The organism is Streptomyces sp. NPDC052701 (assembly GCF_040678355.1).
GTDB lineage: Bacteria > Actinomycetota > Actinomycetes > Streptomycetales > Streptomycetaceae > Streptomyces.
In genome coordinates, this window is record NZ_JBFATO010000009.1 from 69,732 (window position 1) to 86,932 (window position 17,201).

13 protein-coding genes and 2 pseudogenes are annotated in these 17,201 nt (G+C 74.1%); 10 read left to right on the plus strand and 5 right to left on the minus strand.

The genetic code is table 11. The features are described from left to right. Positions 1 to 21: 21 nt before the first annotated feature. From AB0L29_RS13300 to AB0L29_RS13315, 4 genes and pseudogenes are all read right to left on the minus strand, one after another. Positions 22 to 180, minus strand: a pseudogene (locus tag AB0L29_RS13300) (RHS repeat domain-containing protein); the annotation flags it as partial. Continuing rightward, positions 177 to 3,458 (minus strand): AAA domain-containing protein, encoded by a 3,282-nt coding sequence (locus tag AB0L29_RS13305; RefSeq protein WP_365826464.1) that lies wholly within the window; start codon positions 3,456 to 3,458, stop codon positions 177 to 179. The pseudogene AB0L29_RS13300 and the gene AB0L29_RS13305, both read right to left, overlap by 4 nt. 349 nt (positions 3,459 to 3,807) lie before the next feature. After that, the gene (locus AB0L29_RS13310; RefSeq protein WP_365826466.1) at positions 3,808 to 4,014 is read right to left on the minus strand and encodes a DUF397 domain-containing protein; all 207 of its coding nucleotides are present in this window, start codon (positions 4,012 to 4,014) and stop codon (positions 3,808 to 3,810) included. Next, positions 4,011 to 4,877, minus strand: a complete 867-nt coding sequence (locus AB0L29_RS13315) for a helix-turn-helix transcriptional regulator (protein WP_365826468.1) — start codon at positions 4,875 to 4,877, stop codon at positions 4,011 to 4,013. The genes AB0L29_RS13310 and AB0L29_RS13315 overlap by 4 nt, the downstream gene beginning before the upstream one ends. 157 nt (positions 4,878 to 5,034) lie before the next feature. Between AB0L29_RS13315 and AB0L29_RS13320 the strand changes: the two are divergent. The 3 genes and pseudogenes from AB0L29_RS13320 to AB0L29_RS13330 form a co-directional block, all read left to right on the plus strand. Continuing rightward, positions 5,035 to 5,217: pseudogene (locus AB0L29_RS13320) on the plus strand (ATP-binding protein); the annotation flags it as partial. 264 nt (positions 5,218 to 5,481) lie between these two features. Continuing rightward, positions 5,482 to 6,576, plus strand: coding sequence for a glutamate--cysteine ligase (locus AB0L29_RS13325; protein WP_365826469.1), 1,095 nt, complete (start codon positions 5,482 to 5,484; stop codon positions 6,574 to 6,576). 176 nt (positions 6,577 to 6,752) lie between these two features. Further along, entirely contained in the window at positions 6,753 to 7,604 is an 852-nt protein-coding gene (locus AB0L29_RS13330; RefSeq protein ID WP_365826471.1) for an MBL fold metallo-hydrolase, read from the plus strand. Between the two features lie 162 nt (positions 7,605 to 7,766). On the opposite strand, the gene AB0L29_RS13335 is transcribed toward AB0L29_RS13330, so the two are convergent. After that, complete coding sequence (locus AB0L29_RS13335; RefSeq protein WP_365826473.1) at positions 7,767 to 8,480, minus strand: GAF and ANTAR domain-containing protein; 714 nt, start codon at positions 8,478 to 8,480, stop codon at positions 7,767 to 7,769. Positions 8,481 to 8,819: 339 nt separating this feature from the next. On the opposite strand from AB0L29_RS13335, the gene AB0L29_RS13340 reads away from it, so the two are divergent. The 7 genes from AB0L29_RS13340 to AB0L29_RS13370 all read left to right on the plus strand — a co-directional run bounded on the left by AB0L29_RS13340 (position 8,820) and on the right by AB0L29_RS13370 (position 17,194). Further along, the gene (locus AB0L29_RS13340; RefSeq protein ID WP_365826475.1) at positions 8,820 to 9,215 is read left to right on the plus strand and encodes a cell division protein SepF; all 396 of its coding nucleotides are present in this window, start codon (positions 8,820 to 8,822) and stop codon (positions 9,213 to 9,215) included. Between the two features lie 91 nt (positions 9,216 to 9,306). Then, positions 9,307 to 10,497, plus strand: coding sequence for an ATP-binding protein (locus AB0L29_RS13345; protein ID WP_365826477.1), 1,191 nt, complete (start codon positions 9,307 to 9,309; stop codon positions 10,495 to 10,497). After that, the gene (locus AB0L29_RS13350) at positions 10,490 to 10,843 is read left to right on the plus strand and encodes a nucleotide pyrophosphohydrolase (RefSeq protein ID WP_365826479.1); all 354 of its coding nucleotides are present in this window, start codon (positions 10,490 to 10,492) and stop codon (positions 10,841 to 10,843) included. The genes AB0L29_RS13345 and AB0L29_RS13350 overlap by 8 nt, the downstream gene beginning before the upstream one ends. A 181-nt stretch (positions 10,844 to 11,024) precedes the next feature. Continuing rightward, positions 11,025 to 11,495: a DUF6099 family protein gene (locus AB0L29_RS13355; RefSeq protein WP_365826481.1), complete on the plus strand. Its 471-nt coding sequence runs from the start codon at positions 11,025 to 11,027 to the stop codon at positions 11,493 to 11,495. A gap of 146 nt (positions 11,496 to 11,641) precedes the next feature. Next, positions 11,642 to 12,565 carry an LLM class F420-dependent oxidoreductase gene (locus AB0L29_RS13360; protein ID WP_365826483.1) on the plus strand — a complete coding sequence of 308 codons (924 nt, stop codon included), beginning with the start codon at positions 11,642 to 11,644 and terminating at the stop codon, positions 12,563 to 12,565. A gap of 580 nt (positions 12,566 to 13,145) precedes the next feature. Then, complete coding sequence (locus tag AB0L29_RS13365; RefSeq protein WP_365826485.1) at positions 13,146 to 14,654, plus strand: 3' terminal RNA ribose 2'-O-methyltransferase Hen1; 1,509 nt, start codon at positions 13,146 to 13,148, stop codon at positions 14,652 to 14,654. Continuing rightward, positions 14,651 to 17,194: a polynucleotide kinase-phosphatase gene (locus tag AB0L29_RS13370; RefSeq protein ID WP_365826487.1), complete on the plus strand. Its 2,544-nt coding sequence runs from the start codon at positions 14,651 to 14,653 to the stop codon at positions 17,192 to 17,194. Before AB0L29_RS13365 ends, AB0L29_RS13370 begins: the two co-directional genes overlap by 4 nt. Positions 17,195 to 17,201 lie beyond the last annotated feature (7 nt).

Here is a 17,201-nt window from a genome sequence, read left to right on the forward strand (position 1 = left end):
TCCGAAGCGGGCCACCCCGCCGATGGGGTCGGTGTGGGTGAGGCGGTCGCCGTCGACGTCCCACACGAGGCGGGTGACTCCGCCCGCCGGGCCGGTGATCTGCACGAGTCTGCCGACGCGGTCACGGCCGTCGCAGGCGAAGGTGGTGGTGGCGCCGGAGGGCCGGCCCGTGACGCTCATCTGACGCCCCGTATGTCCTTGTTCCAGGCGTTGCTCCGGCCGTTCGGCCCCGTCTTGCAGACCGGGTCGTAGCAGCGCCAGAACCAGGTTCCGTTCGTGCGGCGGCGCAGTTCGATGCGCGTGCCGCCGCAGCGGGCGCACTTCGGTGGGCGGGCGAACAGCTCGGCGTGCTCGTGCTCCAGCAGCTTGCGGGCGAAGTGGCCGCCCCGCATCGTCACCATGACCTCGCGGGTCCACGACTGGGAGAGGGTGTTGAGGCTGCCGATCATCACCGTGCGCTCGTCGATCACCGCGATCTTCTGGTGCATGACATTGACGGGGACGACGGTGTGGACCACGGCCCGGAGGTCCGCGATGAGGCCCTGGTTGTCCGGGCGGGCCTGGAGCCGGTCGGTGTCGTCGCGGATGAACACGGTCACGCGCACACCCCGTCCCGCCACCTCGCGCAGCAGCGGCAGGATGCCGCGTACCCGGTTCGCGACCCACGGCGCCCACAGCCAGACCGAGGCCCGGGCCTTGCGGATCTCGTCCTCGAACGTGCTGTAGAAGGTCAGTTCGTCGTCGATGCCCGTCACCTCGACGTGCCGGGCCAGGACGTCGGCGAGCGCGACCCCGAAACCGCCGAGATCCCTGGCTTTCTCGTGCGGCGGGGTGATCAGGTGGCTGGCCCGCAGCCGCCGTACGCCGGGCGTGCCGACCAGGGCGGCCAGGTGGGTGAAGGCCCTGCCGTTGCGTGCGGCCCGGATCCGTTCCCAGCTGCCGATGACGTAGAGCCGGCTCTGGACGCGGGTGGCCGCCACATTGAACAGCCGCACGCCGTTGCGTGCCCAGTCCGACGCGTCCGGTTCCCGGTGGGCGGAGGACATCCACAGTTCGCGGCCGTCGGCGCCCTCCACCGTGTCGAAGACGACGACGGGGAACTCCCGGCCCTGGAAACGGTGTGCCGTGCCCACCTCCGCGAGCGGGCCGCTGCCGCCCTCCACGTCCCGCAGGGCCTCCAGGGTCGCGTCCGCCTGGGTGCCGTACGGCGTGACGACGCCCGTCTCCTCGCCCTTGCCCCGGTGGTACTCCACGAGAGCCCGGGCGATCAGTGCGCCGGCCGGCCACCAGCCGCTGCGGCGGCCGGTCAGATGGGGCCTGGCCAGTTCGTGCAGCCCGTCGGTGTCGACGACGACGATCTCCGGGTCGTCGGGCGGTCTCGGTGCCGCGCTCTGCCTGCCGCCCTGCAGCGTTCCCCCGTAGGCGAGCGAGTTGGCCAGCCGCATCACCGCCGGACCGAAGCGGTGCTGTTCACTCAGCGTGACGCAGGCCGGATGCCGGTGGGCGTCCGCCGGCTCCCGGATCCCGCAGTGCTCGAAGACGTCCGGGAGCAGCCAGCGCTTGACATCCGGACGGCCAAGGTCCTTGAGCCGCTCCTCGACGACCGGTCCGAGCTGCATGAAATCACCGAGCAGCACGGCCGTCCGGGACGCCTTCGCCGTCGCGAGGATCACCTCGGGCAGCGTCGCCGCGCCCGCCTCGTCGACCAGGACGACGTCGTAGGGGCCCGCGAAGACCGCCTTGTTGGTGCGGAACCGCGCGAGCGTGGTCGCGACCAGCCTGGCGCTCTTGATGATTTCGCCCTGGGCGTTGCGGGCGAGACGTTCGTGCTCCTCCTGCACCTGCCGGAACTGTTCCTCCAAGGCCGGGCGGCGGGCGGTGTCGGCCGTCACCCGGGGGCGAAGCCGCTCGGCGCGGGCGTGGCGGGCCGGCCAGTCCTGCCGCTCGGCGAGGGCGGTCAGCTCCGCGGCCTCGAAGGCGCGGACGACGGCCTGTTCGAGCCGGGTGACGTCCTCCCGGCGGGCCGCCACGGCGGCGAGGGCCGATCCGTGGGCCGAACGCGCCGAAGCGAGCGCCTGTTCCAGGGCGGTGATCTGCTCACGGGTGTGGGCGATGCCGGCGGCCAGCTCCGCGATCTCCCTCTCCAGTGCGACCACGTGCGCTTCGGCCGTCGCGCGCGCGTACCGGGCGGTCCGGCGTGCACGCCCGGCGTTCTCCTCCGCGACGGCCACCCGTTCCCGGAGCGTCTGTCGTTTCTCCCGAGCACGCCACCTGGCCATGGAGCGCTGGGTGTCGATCTGTCGTAACTCCTCTTGCACGGCGCGGAGTTGCTCCTCGGCCATGAGGGCCTCGGCCTCCTTGCGCTCCGCCGCCCCCAGGATCCGTGACTGCTCCTTGCGCAGGCGGTCGACCTCCGGCCACTCACGGCGGGACTCCGCGGCTTCGTCGTGGTGCCGCTGCGCCGCCGACACGGCCCTCTCCGCCGTCTCCCGGGCCGCCTCGGCCTCCTCCAGCAAGGACGCGGCCTTCTCCGCGCGTTCTCGCACGGACACCGGATCCTGGCCGGGCGCGCGCAGCAGTTTCAGCGCGTCGAAGTACGCGGCCGGATCGAAGCGGACGAGGGAGGCGTCCAGCGCGGCCAGTTCCGCCGCGCGGGCCCGGACGTCCACCAGCGCGGCCTCGATGACGCGACTGCGCTCCACCGTCTTCGCCAGGCGCTCCCGCACCATGAGCGGCAGCGACACCCCGGGGTCGTCGGCCACCTCCCGCAGCTGCGGCGGGCCGACGCGGACGATGTCCCCGGGACCGTGCCGGTTCTCCTTCATCACGCCCGACAGGGCGTTGTCCACGGCGATGTTGGTGGCCGACACCAGCAGCACACGGTCGCCCCGGGCGATCAGGTCGCCGATGGCACGCTTCAGCACCGTCGTCTTGCCGGTCCCCGGCGGACCCCACACCAGATGCACGCCCCGGCCCAGGCAGGCACGGTAGGCGTCCCCCTGCGCGGGGTGGAAACCCGGAGGGTCCGGGTCGGGAGAGGACGCACCACCGATCGACCCTGCGGCCAGGGCACTCGCCAGCGGGTTCTCGCCCAGCCCGGCGATACCGTCGCGCAGTGCTTCCACCAGGAAGGTCGGCGGCTGCCTGAGCAGCCACACGTACGCGTCCGGGAGGTCCGCGAACTCGGCGACCTTCAATGTGAGCAGGGAGCCGTTCTGCACCGCCTCCGAGACGGTGAAGCCCGTCGTCTCGACGTTCTCCGGCTCCGGACCGGCGAGCCGCAAGGCGTCCAACTGGTCCGGTCCGATGTCCGAACCACGCAGGTCCACCGCGTACCGGCCCGCCTCCCCGGTGCGAACCGCGCGCCCCACCCGCTGCCAGCGCGGCTGCCTGCCCGAACCACCCGTGATCGTGATCAGCTCGCCCAGAGCCGTGGCGATCTCCTCGCGCCATCCCACCCGCGTCGCCCCCGTTCCGCGCTCGCCGAGGGACCCCCCTCTTCCTGGCGGCCCCCGTGCGGACCCTACCCAGCGGGCACCCGAGGGGATTCCGCGGTCACCGTCCGGTGTGGCGAATTCCGGACGCAGAGGGGGAGCGAGGCTGCCGAGCACCCGCCGGAGGGCTGCACGATCCCCTCCCACGAGGCGAACCGCGAGGCCGAGGCGCGAGAGGGGCACGCCCGCTTCTCGGCACGGCTCCGGGCGGCCACCGGCCGGGGCGAGCGGACTCCGCCGTCCCCCTGACCGGGATACGCCGGCGCCCCGCGCCCGGTCTGGGACCGGACACGGGGCGCCGGCATGTCGTACGTCAGTGGTCGGCTGCGTGGGAGACGAAGGCGGCCCACTGCCGGGGCCCGAAGGCGAGCTGGGGGCCCTGCCTGCGCTTCGAGTCCCGGACGTGGATGGTGCCGGGGGTGAAGGCGACCTCGACGCAGGCAGCTCCATCGGGATTGCTGTGGCTGCTCTTGAACCACTCCAGTTCGGTGCTGTCACCGTCCAGGTGCTTCAGGCTCATGTCTCTCCAAGCAGTTTCTCGATGTAGGCCAGCGACTTTCGTGGCGTGAGGGCCTGAGCTCGGATGATTCCATAGCGCAGTTCAAGGATCTGGATCTCCCGGCGGTCCGAGACCAGTCGGCTGACGAGCTGGATGTCGCTGTGCCCCACAGTGGTGCCCTCCTTCAGCCGCAGCAGATGGAAGGGGCCGTCGAGACCGCCGTTGTCCTCGCTGTCCAGGGGCAGTACTTGGACCTCCACGTTCCGCATCTGCCCGACCTCCAACAGCCGTTCGAGTTGTCGGCGCAGGACCATTCTGCCTCCGACCGGCCGACGAAGGGCAGCCTCATCATGCACGAAGCTGAACGCTGGGATCGTTCCTTTTTCGTGGATGATCGACTGTCGCGCCAACCGCGCAGCCACAAGCCGCTCCACCTCCTCCTCGGAGAATGCCGGACGCCGCGAGCCGAACACAGCCTTCAGGTACTCCTCCGTCTGCAAGAGCCCGTTGACGACGGAGTTGTCGTAGGCGCAGATCTCGACCGCCTCCGCCTCCAGCTTCGCCAGATCCCGCACCTTCTTCGGATACCGGGCCTGCTCCACGTCCTTCCTCAGCCCGACGAGCAGTCCACCGGCGTCCACCACCTGATCCGCCGCCTCCAGGAACGTCGGGCTCGGCGCCCGCCGCCCCCGCTCCACCGAGGACACCTGCTCCTCGCTGTAGCCGATGGCCGCCCCCAACTCGGCCTGTGTGAGCCCCTTCCGCTCACGGCACGTCTTGACGACCCTGCCGACCGTCCGCAGCACCGCCGCCGACTCCTCGTCGTCCGCGCCGTACGGCTCCATCCCGTCGCCGCCCTGCGTCCCCTGCCCCGTCACACCCATGTCCGTACACCTCCATGTGCCGCCCGTGCCCAACTCCTCACCGGCGGACCGCGTCACGCCGCGCTTCCCGGACAGAGCCGGACAAGGACCGGGCAGTGACTCTGCGTACTGCGATCGTCACTGGCCGGCATGGGGGGCGGTCGACCACGCTGGGTGAATCGAAGTCACGGACCCCCGCCCCGACCACCGCCCGCCCGCTCCCGGCACCCTTCCGCCACCCTCCCCCGACCTGGAGTCCGGCCGGGGGCTCTTCCTCGTGGCGGCCCTGTCCACCCGCTGGGGAACCACCGGCGAAGACCCCTGCGCCAAGACCGTGTGGTGCGAAGTCGCCCTGGTGTGACCGTCGGCGCCTTCTGCGACGACAGCCCCGACGCCGTCGTCGGGGACCCGCCCGCCGGCCCGCACCGGGCCGGCGTCACCCGCTCCGACGGCTCCTCTGTACACGGGCGCCGTTCGGTGCCATGTTTGGAATGCCCTGTTTGCGGCACTTGCTTGGGGCACTCTCCAGCAGACGGGGCCGCGCCCGGCTCACCGGAAGGTGTCCGGCCGGAGCGCGACCGTTTCGAGCCGGGGTGGTGTCCGGTGGGAACGGAGGCGTCGGCCCATGACGACCGTGGGTGTCGAAGAGGAGTACCTGCTGGTCGATCCGGCCACGGGTCTGCTGGCTCCCTACGCGGAGAAGGTCCGCGCCGCGGCCGGGGTGGAGCCCTTCGTCACCTCCCGGGAGATCCAGTCGGAGCTGCTGCAGGCCCAGGTCGAGGTGGCCACGCCCGTGTGCGGCACGCTGGAGGAGGTCGGCGGTCACCTGCTGCGGCTGCGGCACGCCGTGGCCGGGGCGGCGGAGGCGCACGGCTGCCGGATCATGGCCAGCGGGACGCCGCTGCGGCGGGAGGCCGTGCCCGTGCCGGTCACCGAGCAGACCCGGTACAAGGCCATGCAGCGGCAGGCTCCGCAGCTCGTGGCGGAACAGATGGTCAACGGCATGCACGTGCACGTCGGCGTCCCCGACCGGCACGTCGGCGTCGAGGTGCTGAACCGGCTCCGGGTGTGGCTGCCGACGCTGACCGGTATGGCGGCCAACTCCCCGCTGTGGGAGGAGCACGACACCGGATTCGCCAGCTGGCGCACCGTCGTCTTCGAGCGCTGGCCGGTCAGCGGCATCCCGCCGCACTTCGCCGACGAGGAGGACTACGACGCACGGGTCCGGCGGCTGCTCGCCACCGGCGTGATCAACGACGCCGGGCAGGTCTACTGGCAGGCCCGGCTGTCCGAGCGCTATCCGACGGTGGAGGTGCGGTGCCTGGACGTGCAGCTGCGCACCGACGACGCGGTGATGTTCGCCGGTCTGGTGCGGGCGCTGGCCGACACCGCGATCCGCGAGGCGGCGGCGGGTGCGGCGCCGGCGGAGCCGGCCGCGGAACTGCTGCGGGTGGCGATGTGGCAGGCGGCCCGGCACGGGCTCAGCGGAGACCTCGTCGACCCGGCGGGCCGGCGCCGACGGGCGGGCGACGTGGTGTGCGGGCTGCTGGAGCACGTCGCCCCGGCACTGGAGGCGGCCGGAGACAGCCGCGGGGTCACCGCGCTGGTGCACCGCCTGCTGCAGGAGGGAACCGGCGCCGACCGGCAGCGCCAGGTCCTGGCCGGAGGCCGCCTCGACGCGGTCACCAAGATGATCGTCGAGGCCAGCGGCATGCCCTGACGGCGGTGCCGTGCCCCGCCCGGTCCCGGGCCGCGCCGGTCCCCCCCGCGAGACCGGCCGTGGGCGCGCGGGGAGGGAGTGATCCGGCCCGCCGGGGGTACTCCGCACGCCGGAGGAGCGCACGAACACCCCCTGGTGCGACGCGGTGCCCCCACCCCTCGGCGGAAGGCGCGGCCATGCCTCGGATCACGGACGGCCCCCCGGACGACGCGGTCGACGTCCACTTCATCGGCAACGCGACCGTCCTGCTCCGCTACGGGCGGCTCACCCTGCTGACCGACCCCAACTTCCTGCACCGCGGGCAGTACGCCTACCTCGGATACGGACTGCTGAGCCGGCGCCTGACCGAGCCGGCCCTCGACGTCGACGAGCTGCCCCCGCTCGACGGCATCGTGCTGTCGCACCTGCACGGGGACCACTGGGACCGCCGGGCCCGCCGGCACCTGGACCACATGGTGCCCGTGCTGACCACACCGCACGCCGCGCGCCGTCTGAGGGTGGTGCACGGCTTCCGCCGCACCGCTGGCCTGCGCACCTGGCAGGGGTTCACCCTGCGGCACGGCGCGGCGCAGGTCAGGGTCACGGCCCTGCCGGGCCGGCACGCCGGGCACCGGCTGCTGCGCGGTCTGCTGCCGCCGGTGATGGGCAGCATGCTGGAGTTCGGCCCCGCCCAGGGACCGGTGCGGCTGCGGCTGTACGTCTCGGGCGACACCCTGCTGTACGACGGCCTCGACGAGATCGGCCGGCGCTTCCCGGCCGCCGACCTGGCCCTCCTCCACCTGGGCGGCACCCTCCTGCCCGGCGGATTCCTGGTCACCATGGACGGCGCGCAGGGCGCCGAGCTCGCCCGGCGCCTCGATCCCCGGCTGGTGCTGCCCGTGCACTACGGCGACTACACGGTGATGCGTTCGCCGCTGGCCGCGTTCCTCGCCGAGGCCGAGAGGATCGGGCTCGGCGACCGGATCGTCCACTGCCCCCACGGCCGGCGCGCCCGCGTCGAGCCCGGGGCGGTCCCGACGGTCCTGTGAGCCGCCTGTCCAGCCGCCCCGCCGGTCCGGCTGCCCCGCCGGTCCGGCTGCTCCTGCCGCCAGGCCGGCGGCTCCCGTCGGGCCCGGCCGGGGAGGCAGGCGCGCCGGGGAGGCAGACGCGGGACGGGACGCCCGTGCCCTCGTCCCCCGACCGCCGCGCACTCACCCCGTGCGGGGCGGTTCGCGCAGGATGTCCGCGGTGATGTCCGCCAGCGACCCCCCGGTGGCGAAGGCCCGGGCGCGCATGAGGGCCAGCGCCTCCTCGGGGGAGACGCCCCGCCGGGAGGCCAGGACCCCGACGGCGCGCGCGGTGTCGAACCAGTGGGCGCGGACGACCGGTTCCGGCTCCCACGCGGGGGGCCGCCCCCCGGTGAGCAGCATCTCGCGGGTCGACATGAGCGCGGTCGCCACCGCGTCGGCCGCGTAGGACGCCTGCTCCAGAGCCTCCTCGGACAGGGCGTGGGGCCGAAGCGCCAGCAGGTCGACCGTCCCGAGGACGTAGTCGCCGAAGAAGAGGGGGAGCGCGTACACCGACTCCACGTGCGGCAGCCTCTCCCGCAGGGCGGCCCCGAACAGGGGCCAGGGCGTCAGCTCGTGGCGCAGGTCGTGCACCGCGACCGGCTCGGCGCTGTGCGCGGCGCTGATGCAGGGGCCCTCCAGCACCGTGAACTGGATCTCCTCCAGCAGCAGCGCGTCGTCGTCGGAGGCGGCGAGCAACTGGCGGGAGGGGGTGTCGGTGAGCAGCGACAGCGTGGCCCCGTCCATGCCGAGCCCTTCGCACACCGCCGCGCACACCCGCCGCGGAACCTCTTCGAGCGGGGCGTCCGCCGCGGCCTCCGCGACCAGTCTCGCCGCCTTCGTCGCCTCGGCCGTCATCCCGTCCTCCTCCTGCTCGAGACGTGCGAGCCGGGCCGCCGGCGGCCGGCCCCGTGGGAACGGCGGGCGACTCGTCGCGAGGGGCGCCGGCGGGGCGGCGCCGGGTACCGATGAGGGACCATGCAGGGGGAGTACCCGGCCCCGCCGCGGCGACTCCGGTCGGCGGCGTCGCACGGCAGTGCGCCCCCTCCTCGTCCTCCTCCCCGGTCCGGCGGGCGGCCGTGAAGGCGCCCAGGCGCACGGGGGGCGGTCTGGCGGAGCGTGTCGTTATTGGGCCGAACGGGTGACCATGCGCAACAATTGCCCGATGCAGACAGTCAGTGCGAGCCAGGACGGAGCGTGCCGGTGAACAGCCACGATGTCACCGACGAACAGTGGGAGGGGCTCGCCCAGGTCGTGCCGTTGCGGGGCCGCGACGCCTGGCCGTCCGCCGTCGGCCACCGGGCGATGCCCGAGGCCGAGACCGAGGCGCGGCGCCGCTTCGTCGTGCTGCGCGTGAACGTGTTCGCGGACGCCCGTGAGGTCGCCGAGACGCTGATGGCGGGCGTGCCCGTCCTGCTCGACCTGACCAACGCGGAGACCGACGTCGCCAAGCGGGTCCTGGACTTCAGCACGGGAGTCGTCTTCGGACTGGCGAGCGGCATGCACCGCGTCGACCGCAACGTGTTCCTGCTGACGCCCGCCGACACCGAGGTGACGGGGCTGATGGAGGAGGCGGGGGTCCCCGGGGTGTGAGCGGGCGCCGGGCGGCGGCCGGTCGCCCGATCGTGGGAAGGCCGCCCCGGCGGAACGGTTCCGCCCCGCGCGGCGGCCCTACCGTCCGCACATGACCGTCCCCTTCGTCCCCTCCGCCCCCGCACAGCCGCTCGCGGAATCCCCCGCGGCGCCCGGCGGCGGGCACCCGGACCGGCCCCGGGTCACCGAGCTGCGGCTGGCCGCCTTCGCCGCGCACCGGCGCGTCGCGCTGCCGTTCGGCCCGCTCACCCTCCTCGCCGGGCCCAGCGGCAGCGGCAAGACCAGCGCGCTGCGGGCCTACGAGGCGCTCGCCCGGCTCGGCGGCGGCGCCGGGCTCGGCGAGGTGTTCCCCGACCCGGTCGCCTGCGTGCCGGAGCGGGCCCGGCCCGACGCCCAGCGCCGCCGCGGCTTCCGCATCGGCTGCACGGCCGACGGCCCCGAGGGACCCGTCCGGCTCGACCTCGCCGTCCAGGCCGAGCCCGACCTGCGCGTCGTGGGCGAGCGGCTGACGGCCGGCGGGCTGGTCCTGCTGGAGACCGCCCTGCGCGATCCGGGGCGGCGCAGCGTGCAGGCCGCCTGGCACACGGCCGGGTCGTCGCCGGTGACCCGTGCCCCGCTGCCGGACGACCGGCTCGGCACCGCGCTGCTGCCGCTGCGGGTGGCCGGCCGGACGCCGGGACAGCGCCGGGTGCTCGCCGCCGCCGAACAGATGGTGGTCGCCCTGCGTTCCGCCTTCGCCTGCGATCCCCGTCCCGGCCGCATGCGCGGGCCCGTGCCGATCGGTTCCGGCCGGCTGCTCGGCGGCTGCGACAACCTCGCCGACGTGCTGTGGCGCACCCGCGCCGAGTGCGGCAGGCGGCACGCGCAGTTCGTCGCGGCGGTGCGCGCCGGCTGCGCCGGGCCCGTCGCGGACGTGCTGGCCGGCGCCGGGAGCGACGGCACGGTCCGCGCGCTGCTCGACCGCGGCGACGGCATCCGCACCGGCCTGGGGCGGCTGGGGGACGGGGAGCTGAGGTATCTCGCGTTCGCGCTGGTGCTGTTCACCGGGCCCGGTGTCCTGGAGGTGGACGCGCCCGGCGAGGTGCCCGCCGCGCTGCGGACCCTCACCGTCCTCGCCGACGGCTTCGACCGGGGCCTGGACGCCCGGCAGCGCGGGGAGTTGCTGCGGCTGGCGGCGCGGATGTGCGAGCGCGGGCACATCCGGTTCGTCGGCGCGGTCGGTGACGCGTCCTGGGCCGCCGGGACCGGGGGCGTCACGGTGGTACACCTGAACCGTGACTGATCCTCAGAACGGCCGGCGCGGGGACGGACCGCCGGACCTGGCGACGCTGCGGCGCCGGCTCGCCGAGTTCGCCGCCGCGCGCGACTGGCAGCCGTACCACACCCCCAAGAACCTCGCCATCGCCCTCAGCGTGGAGGCCTCCGAACTGGTCGAGATCTTCCAGTGGCTGACGCCGGAGGAGTCGGAGCGCGTCATGGCGGACCCCGGCACGGCGCACCGCGTGACGGACGAGGTCGCCGACGTCCTGGCCTACCTCCTGCAACTGTGCGAGGTGCTGGGGGTCGATCCGCTCGCGGCCCTGGACGCCAAGATCGAACGGAACGAGCGCAGGTTCCCGGCCCCGTAGGGAGGCAACCATTCCGTTATTACCCTGCGTAGTCAACGGGTGGGGCGATTCTGAATTGTTGTCCAGAGATTTCCGTCTTCCTCTGGCTTTTCGTCTCAACGCCCTTCACTCTGGGTAGTGGACGGGCATGGGAGTTCGGGCGGACGCGCGGAGCGCGCGTCGAGACGGACGGGGGCAGCGCATGGACGCGATGCGGCTCATCGTGACGAGCAGGCGGGCCCTGGCCGCGAGCGGCGACCAGCCGGGGATCCTCGCGGAGGTGTGGCAGGCGCAGGCCCTCGCACAGGCGATAGGAAGCCGCCTCGCGGTCGCGGGCCCGCCCGAACTGCGCGGCGAGGCACTGGGACTGACGGAGCTCGCGGGGCGCGGCTGCGGAGTGCTGGACACGCCGCGGCTCGACCTCGGTGAGCTGCGCGCGGCCCAGCTCACCGAACTGGGCGACGCCCGCCAGACCCTGATGTACCTCGGCGGCCTGCTCGGCGAGGTCGGCATCGCCCTCGTCGGCCTGGCCTGCGCCGCGGACGACGAGGGCACGTACTGGCAGTGCGTGGAGGCCATCGACGCGGCGGACGAGTCCCGCGACCGCGTCCTGGAGATGCTCCGCAGGCTCGCGGACCGGGAGAAGGTGCTGTCGGAGCAGGAGGCCGGGTAGCCGCCCCGCGCGGGCGTCCGCGGACCGGGAGCGGCGGTCACCGGCCGGCGCGGTGGCCGGGCGGTCCGGCTCCGCCCCGGCCTGCGATCACCCCGGGGCCGGGGGTCCGGAGAGGCAGCCGCCGCCCGAGCGGGCAGGATGGAGGCATGGATCTTCGCATCTTCACCGAGCCCCAGCAGGGGGCCACCTACGACACTCTGCTCACCGTGGCCAAGGCCACCGAGGACCTCGGTTTCGACGCCTTCTTCCGCTCCGACCACTACCTCCGCATGGGCTCCGTGGACGGCCTGCCCGGCCCCACCGACGCCTGGATCACCCTGGCCGGCCTCGCCCGCGAGACCAAGCGCATCCGGCTCGGCACGCTGATGACCGCCGGCACCTTCCGGCTGCCCGGTGTGCTCGCCATCCAGGTCGCGCAGGTCGACCAGATGTCCGGCGGACGCGTCGAGCTGGGCCTGGGAGCCGGCTGGTTCGAGGAGGAGCACAAGGCGTACGGCATCCCCTTCCCCAAGGAGAAGTTCGCCCGCCTCGAGGAGCAGCTGGAGATCGTCACCGGGCTGTGGGCGACGGAGGTCGGCAAGACCTACACCTTCCACGGCACGTACTACGACCTGACCGATTCGCCCGCGCTGCCCAAGCCCGCGCAGGACAGGATCCCGGTGCTCATCGGCGGCCACGGCGCCACCCGCACCCCGCGCCTGGCCGCGCGCTACGCCGACGAGTTCAACATCCCCTTCGCGTCCGTCGAGGACAGCGAGCGCCAGTTCGGCCGGGTGCGCGCCGCCGCGCAGGAGGCCGGCCGCGACCCCGGCGACCTCACGTACTCCAACGCCCTGGTGGTCTGCGTCGGCAAGGACGACCGGGAGGTCGCCCGCCGGGCCGCCGCGATCGGCCGCGAGGTCGACGAACTCAAGCTCAACGGCCTGGCCGGCACCCCGGCCGAGGTCGTCGACAAGATCGGCCGCTACGCCGAGATCGGCTCCCGGCGCATCTACCTCCAGGTCCTCGACCTCGACGACCTGGACCACCTGGAACTGATCTCCTCCCAGGTCCAGTCGCAGCTGTCGTAGCGAACCGGCGGGCCGGGACGCTCCCGTGGCCCGGGGAAGCGGCTCGCGCACGGCCCGGCCGCTCCCGGCCCCGGCGGGGCGGTCCGTGCGCACCGCCGCCCCCTCGCCCTCGGAGCCGTCCGTCCTCACGGGCTCCCCGCCCGTCACGTCCCGCGGCTGGGAGCGGGCCGGCCCCCGGCACCGCGCGGTGCCGGTCGTACAGGAACCCGGCCCGGGCACCACCGGACGGCCCGGCACCGGCCCGCGGCGGCGGGGGAGCCCCCGGCGGCGCGGGGACCCGCGTCATGACACCCCCGTCCGCGCCGGCCGTCCCGCGGGGAAAAAATCCCGGGTGCCGCTGATCGGCGCTCTGTACGGTGTACGGGACGCGCCGGCGAGGAGGCGCCGCACGGGCGCACCGGCGCGGCGCGGCCTACGCATCGCCACGCGACCGGGCAGGGCCAGGAGCCGTCGTCACCGGAGCACGCGTCGCCGTCCACGGCGGCCGGTGCCGTCCGGCGCGTGCGCGCACGATGCGCACCGCGGCGGAACCGCCCGGCACGCCCTCCGCAGTCCAGACCCCACTTCGAGGCAGCCCACCGTGTTCCTGACGATCAGCACCACCGGCACGCCCGAGCGCCCGGCGACCGACCTCGGTTTCCTGCTGCACAAGCACCCCGACAAGGCGCAGGCGTTCTCCACCTCCTACGGCACGGCGCACGTCCTCTACCCCGAGGCGGACGCCGGCCGCTGCACGGCGGCGCTGCTGCTGGAGGTGGACGCGGTGGCACTGGTCCGGCGCGGCAGGGGCAAGGGCCGCGGCGGCGCCCCCGACGCCGCCCTCGCGCAGTACGTCAACGACCGCCCCTACGCGGCCTCCTCCCTGCTCGCCGTGGCGCTCAGCCGCGTGTTCTCCAGCGCGATGAAGGGCGTGTGCAACGCCAGGCCGGACCTCCCCGGGCAGCCCAGGCCGCTGCGCGTCGAGGTGCCCGCACTGCCGGCGCGCGGCGGCCCGGACCTCGTACGGCGGCTCTTCGAACCGCTGGGCTGGACGGTCACCGCGGACCCCGTGGCACTGGACGGGCAGTTCCCCGAATGGGGCGCCTCCCGCTACGTGCGCCTGGTGCTGGAGTCCTCGGCGCTCACCCTCGCCCGGGCCCTGCGCCACCTCTACGTCCTCCTCCCGGTGCTCGACGACGCCAAGCACTACTGGGTCTCCCCCGACGAGGTCGACAAGCTGCTGCGGGCCGGCGAGGACTGGCTGCCCGAGCACCCCGAGCAGACGCTCATCACCAGCCGGTACCTCTCGCGGCGCCGGTCGCTGACCCGGCAGGCGATGGAGCGGCTGGAGCTGCTCCGGCTGGCCGAGGCCGACGACAGCGAGGTCGAGGAGATCGACAACGCGGTCGGGGAGATCGACACCGCGGCCGGGGAGACCGACGACGCGGCCGAGGCGGAGGCCCGGACCGAGGAGAGGCCGACGCCGCTGGCGGTGCGGCGCAGGGAGGCGATCACGGCCGCGCTCCGGCGGTCCGGCGCGGCCCGCGTCCTGGACCTCGGCTGCGGCCAGGGCCAGTTGGTGCAGGAACTGCTGAAGGACCCGTCGTTCACCGAGATCGTCGGCGTCGACGTGTCGATGCGGGCGCTCACCCTCGCCTCCCGGCGGCTGGGACTGGAGCGCATGGGGGAGCGGCAGGCGGCCCGCGTGAAGCTGTTCCAGGGCTCGCTGGCGTACACCGACAGCAGGCTCAAGGGATACGACGCGGCCGTGCTCAGCGAGGTCGTCGAACACGTCGACCCGCCCCGGCTGCCCGCCCTGGAGTACGCCGTGTTCGGCTCGGCCCGCCCCCGCACCGTCCTCGTGACCACCCCGAACGCCGAGTACAACGTGCGCTGGGAGACCCTGCCGGCCGGGCACCTCCGGCACGGCGACCACCGCTTCGAGTGGACCCGCGCACAGTTCCGGGCGTGGGCGCGGGCGGTGGCCGCACGGCACGGGTACGGCGTGGAGTTCGCCGCCGTCGGCCCCGACGACCCCGAGGTGGGACCACCCACGCAGATGGCCGTGTTCACCCTGGGCAGCGACGCGAAGGAGGCGAAGGCCGCATGAGCGAGAACCGCAGTGGACGGGTCCTCCCCGTCACCGACCTCTCCCTCGTCGTGCTCGTCGGGGCCTCCGGCTCGGGCAAGTCCACCTTCGCCCGCAGGCACTTCAGGCCCACGGAGGTCATCTCCTCCGACTTCTGCCGCGGGCTCGTCTCCGACGACGAGAACGACCAGAGCGCGACGCCGGACGCCTTCGACGTCCTGTACTACATAGCGGGCAAGCGGCTGGCCGCCGGACGCCGTACCGTCGTCGACGCGACCAGTGTGCAGCAGGACGCCCGGCGCCGGCTGATCGACCTGGCCCGGCAGCACGACGTGCTGCCCGTGGCCATCGTGCTCGACGTGCCCGAGGAGGTGTGCGCCGAGCGCAACGCGGCCCGCCCCGACCGGGCCGGCATGCCGCGCCGGGTCGTCCAGCGCCACACCCGCGAACTGCGCCGCTCCCTGCGGCACCTGGAGCGCGAGGGCTTCCGCAAGGTGCACGTGCTGCGCGGCGTCGAGGAGGTCGAGAACGCCACCGTCGTCACCGAGAAGCGGTTCAACGACCTGACCCACCTCACCGGCCCGTTCGACATCATCGGCGACGTCCACGGCTGCTCCGCCGAACTGGAGTCGCTGCTCGGCAAGCTGGGCTACGTCGACGGCGCGCACCCGCAGGGCCGCACGGCCGTCTTCGTCGGCGACCTCGTCGACCGGGGCCCGGACAGCCCCGGCGTGCTGCGCCGCGTGATGGCCATGGTGAAGTCCGGCAACGCGCTGTGCGTGCCCGGCAACCACGAGAACAAGTACGGCCGCCACCTCAGGGGCCGCAAGGTCCGGCCCACCCACGGCCTCGCCGAGACCATCGCGCAGATGGAGGGCGAGAGCGAGGAGTTCCGGCAGGAGGTGCGGGAGTTCATCGACGGGCTCGTCAGCCACTACGTCCTGGACGGCGGCAGGCTGGTGGTCTGCCACGCCGGCCTGCCGGAGAAGTACCACGGCCGCACCTCCGGCCGGGTCCGCTCGCACGCCCTGTACGGCGACACGACCGGTGAGACCGACGAGTTCGGGCTGCCGGTGCGCTACCCGTGGGCCGAGGACTACCGGGGCCGGGCGGCGGTCGTCTACGGTCACACCCCGGTCCCGGAGGCCACCTGGCTCAACAACACCATCTGCCTGGACACCGGCGCCGTCTTCGGCGGCAAGCTCACCGCGCTGCGCTGGCCGGAGCGCGAGCTGGTCGACGTACCGGCCGAGCGGGTCTGGTACGAGCCGGCCAGGCCGCTGCGCACCGAGGCGCCCGGCGGGCACGACGGCCGGCCGCTGGACCTGGCCGACGTGCACGGCCGGCGGGCCGTGGAGACCCGGTACCAGGGCCGTGTGGCGATCCGCGAGGAGAACGCGGCGGCGGCCCTGGAGGTCATGAGCCGCTTCGCGGTGGACCCGCGGCTGCTGCCCTACCTCCCGCCGACCATGGCGCCCACGGCCACCTCGCGCGTCGACGGCTACCTGGAGCACCCGGCGGAGGCCTTCGCCCAGTACCGGCAGGACGGCGTCGCGCGGGTCGTGTGCGAGGAGAAGCACATGGGGTCGCGGGCGGTGGCCCTGGTGTGCCGGGACGCGCAGGCCGCGCGCAGGCGGTTCGGCGTCGGGGAAGGACCGGCCGGCTCGCTGTACACCCGTACCGGCCGCCCGTTCTTCGACGACGCGTCCGTCACCGGGGAGATCCTCGACCGGGTGCGCACGGCGGCCGGCGAGGCGGGCCTGTGGGAGGCGCTGGAGACCGACTGGCTGCTGCTCGACGCCGAGCTGATGCCGTGGTCGCTGAAGGCGTCCGGGCTGCTGCGCTCGCAGTACGCCGCCGTGGGCGCCGCCTCCGGCGCGGTCCTCCCGGGCGCGCTGGCCGCCCTGGAGGGCGCCGCCGCGCGGGGCGTGGAGGTGGCGGAGCTGCTGGCGCGCCAGCGCGAGCGGGCCGCGGACGCCGCCGCGTTCACCGAGGCGTACCGCCGCTACTGCTGGACGACGGACGGGCTGGACGGAGTGCGTCTGGCGCCGTTCCAGATCCTGGCCGTCCAGGGCCGGAGCATGGCGGGCCTGCCGCACGACGAGCAGCTCGCCCTGATCGACCGGCTCGTCGAGCACGACGGCACCGGACTGCTGCAGACCACCCGCCGCCTGTACGTCGACACCGCCGACCCCGAGTCGGTGCGGGCGGGCGTCGACTGGTGGCTGGAGATGACCGGCCGCGGCGGCGAGGGCATGGTCGTCAAGCCCCTCGGCGCGCTGGTCCGCGACGACCAGGGCCGCCTGGTGCAGCCCGGCGTCAAGTGCCGGGGCCGCGAGTACCTGCGGATCATCTACGGTCCCGAGTACACCCGCCCGGAGAACCTGGCCCGGCTGCGCACCCGGTTCCTGAACCACAAGCGGTCGCTGGCGATCCGGGAGTACGCGCTCGGCCTGGAAGCCCTCGACCGGCTGGCCGGGGGCGAGCCGCTGTGGCGGGTGCACGAGGCGGTCTTCGGGGTCCTGGCGCTGGAGTCGGAGCCGGTGGACCCGCGGCTGTAGGGGGGAC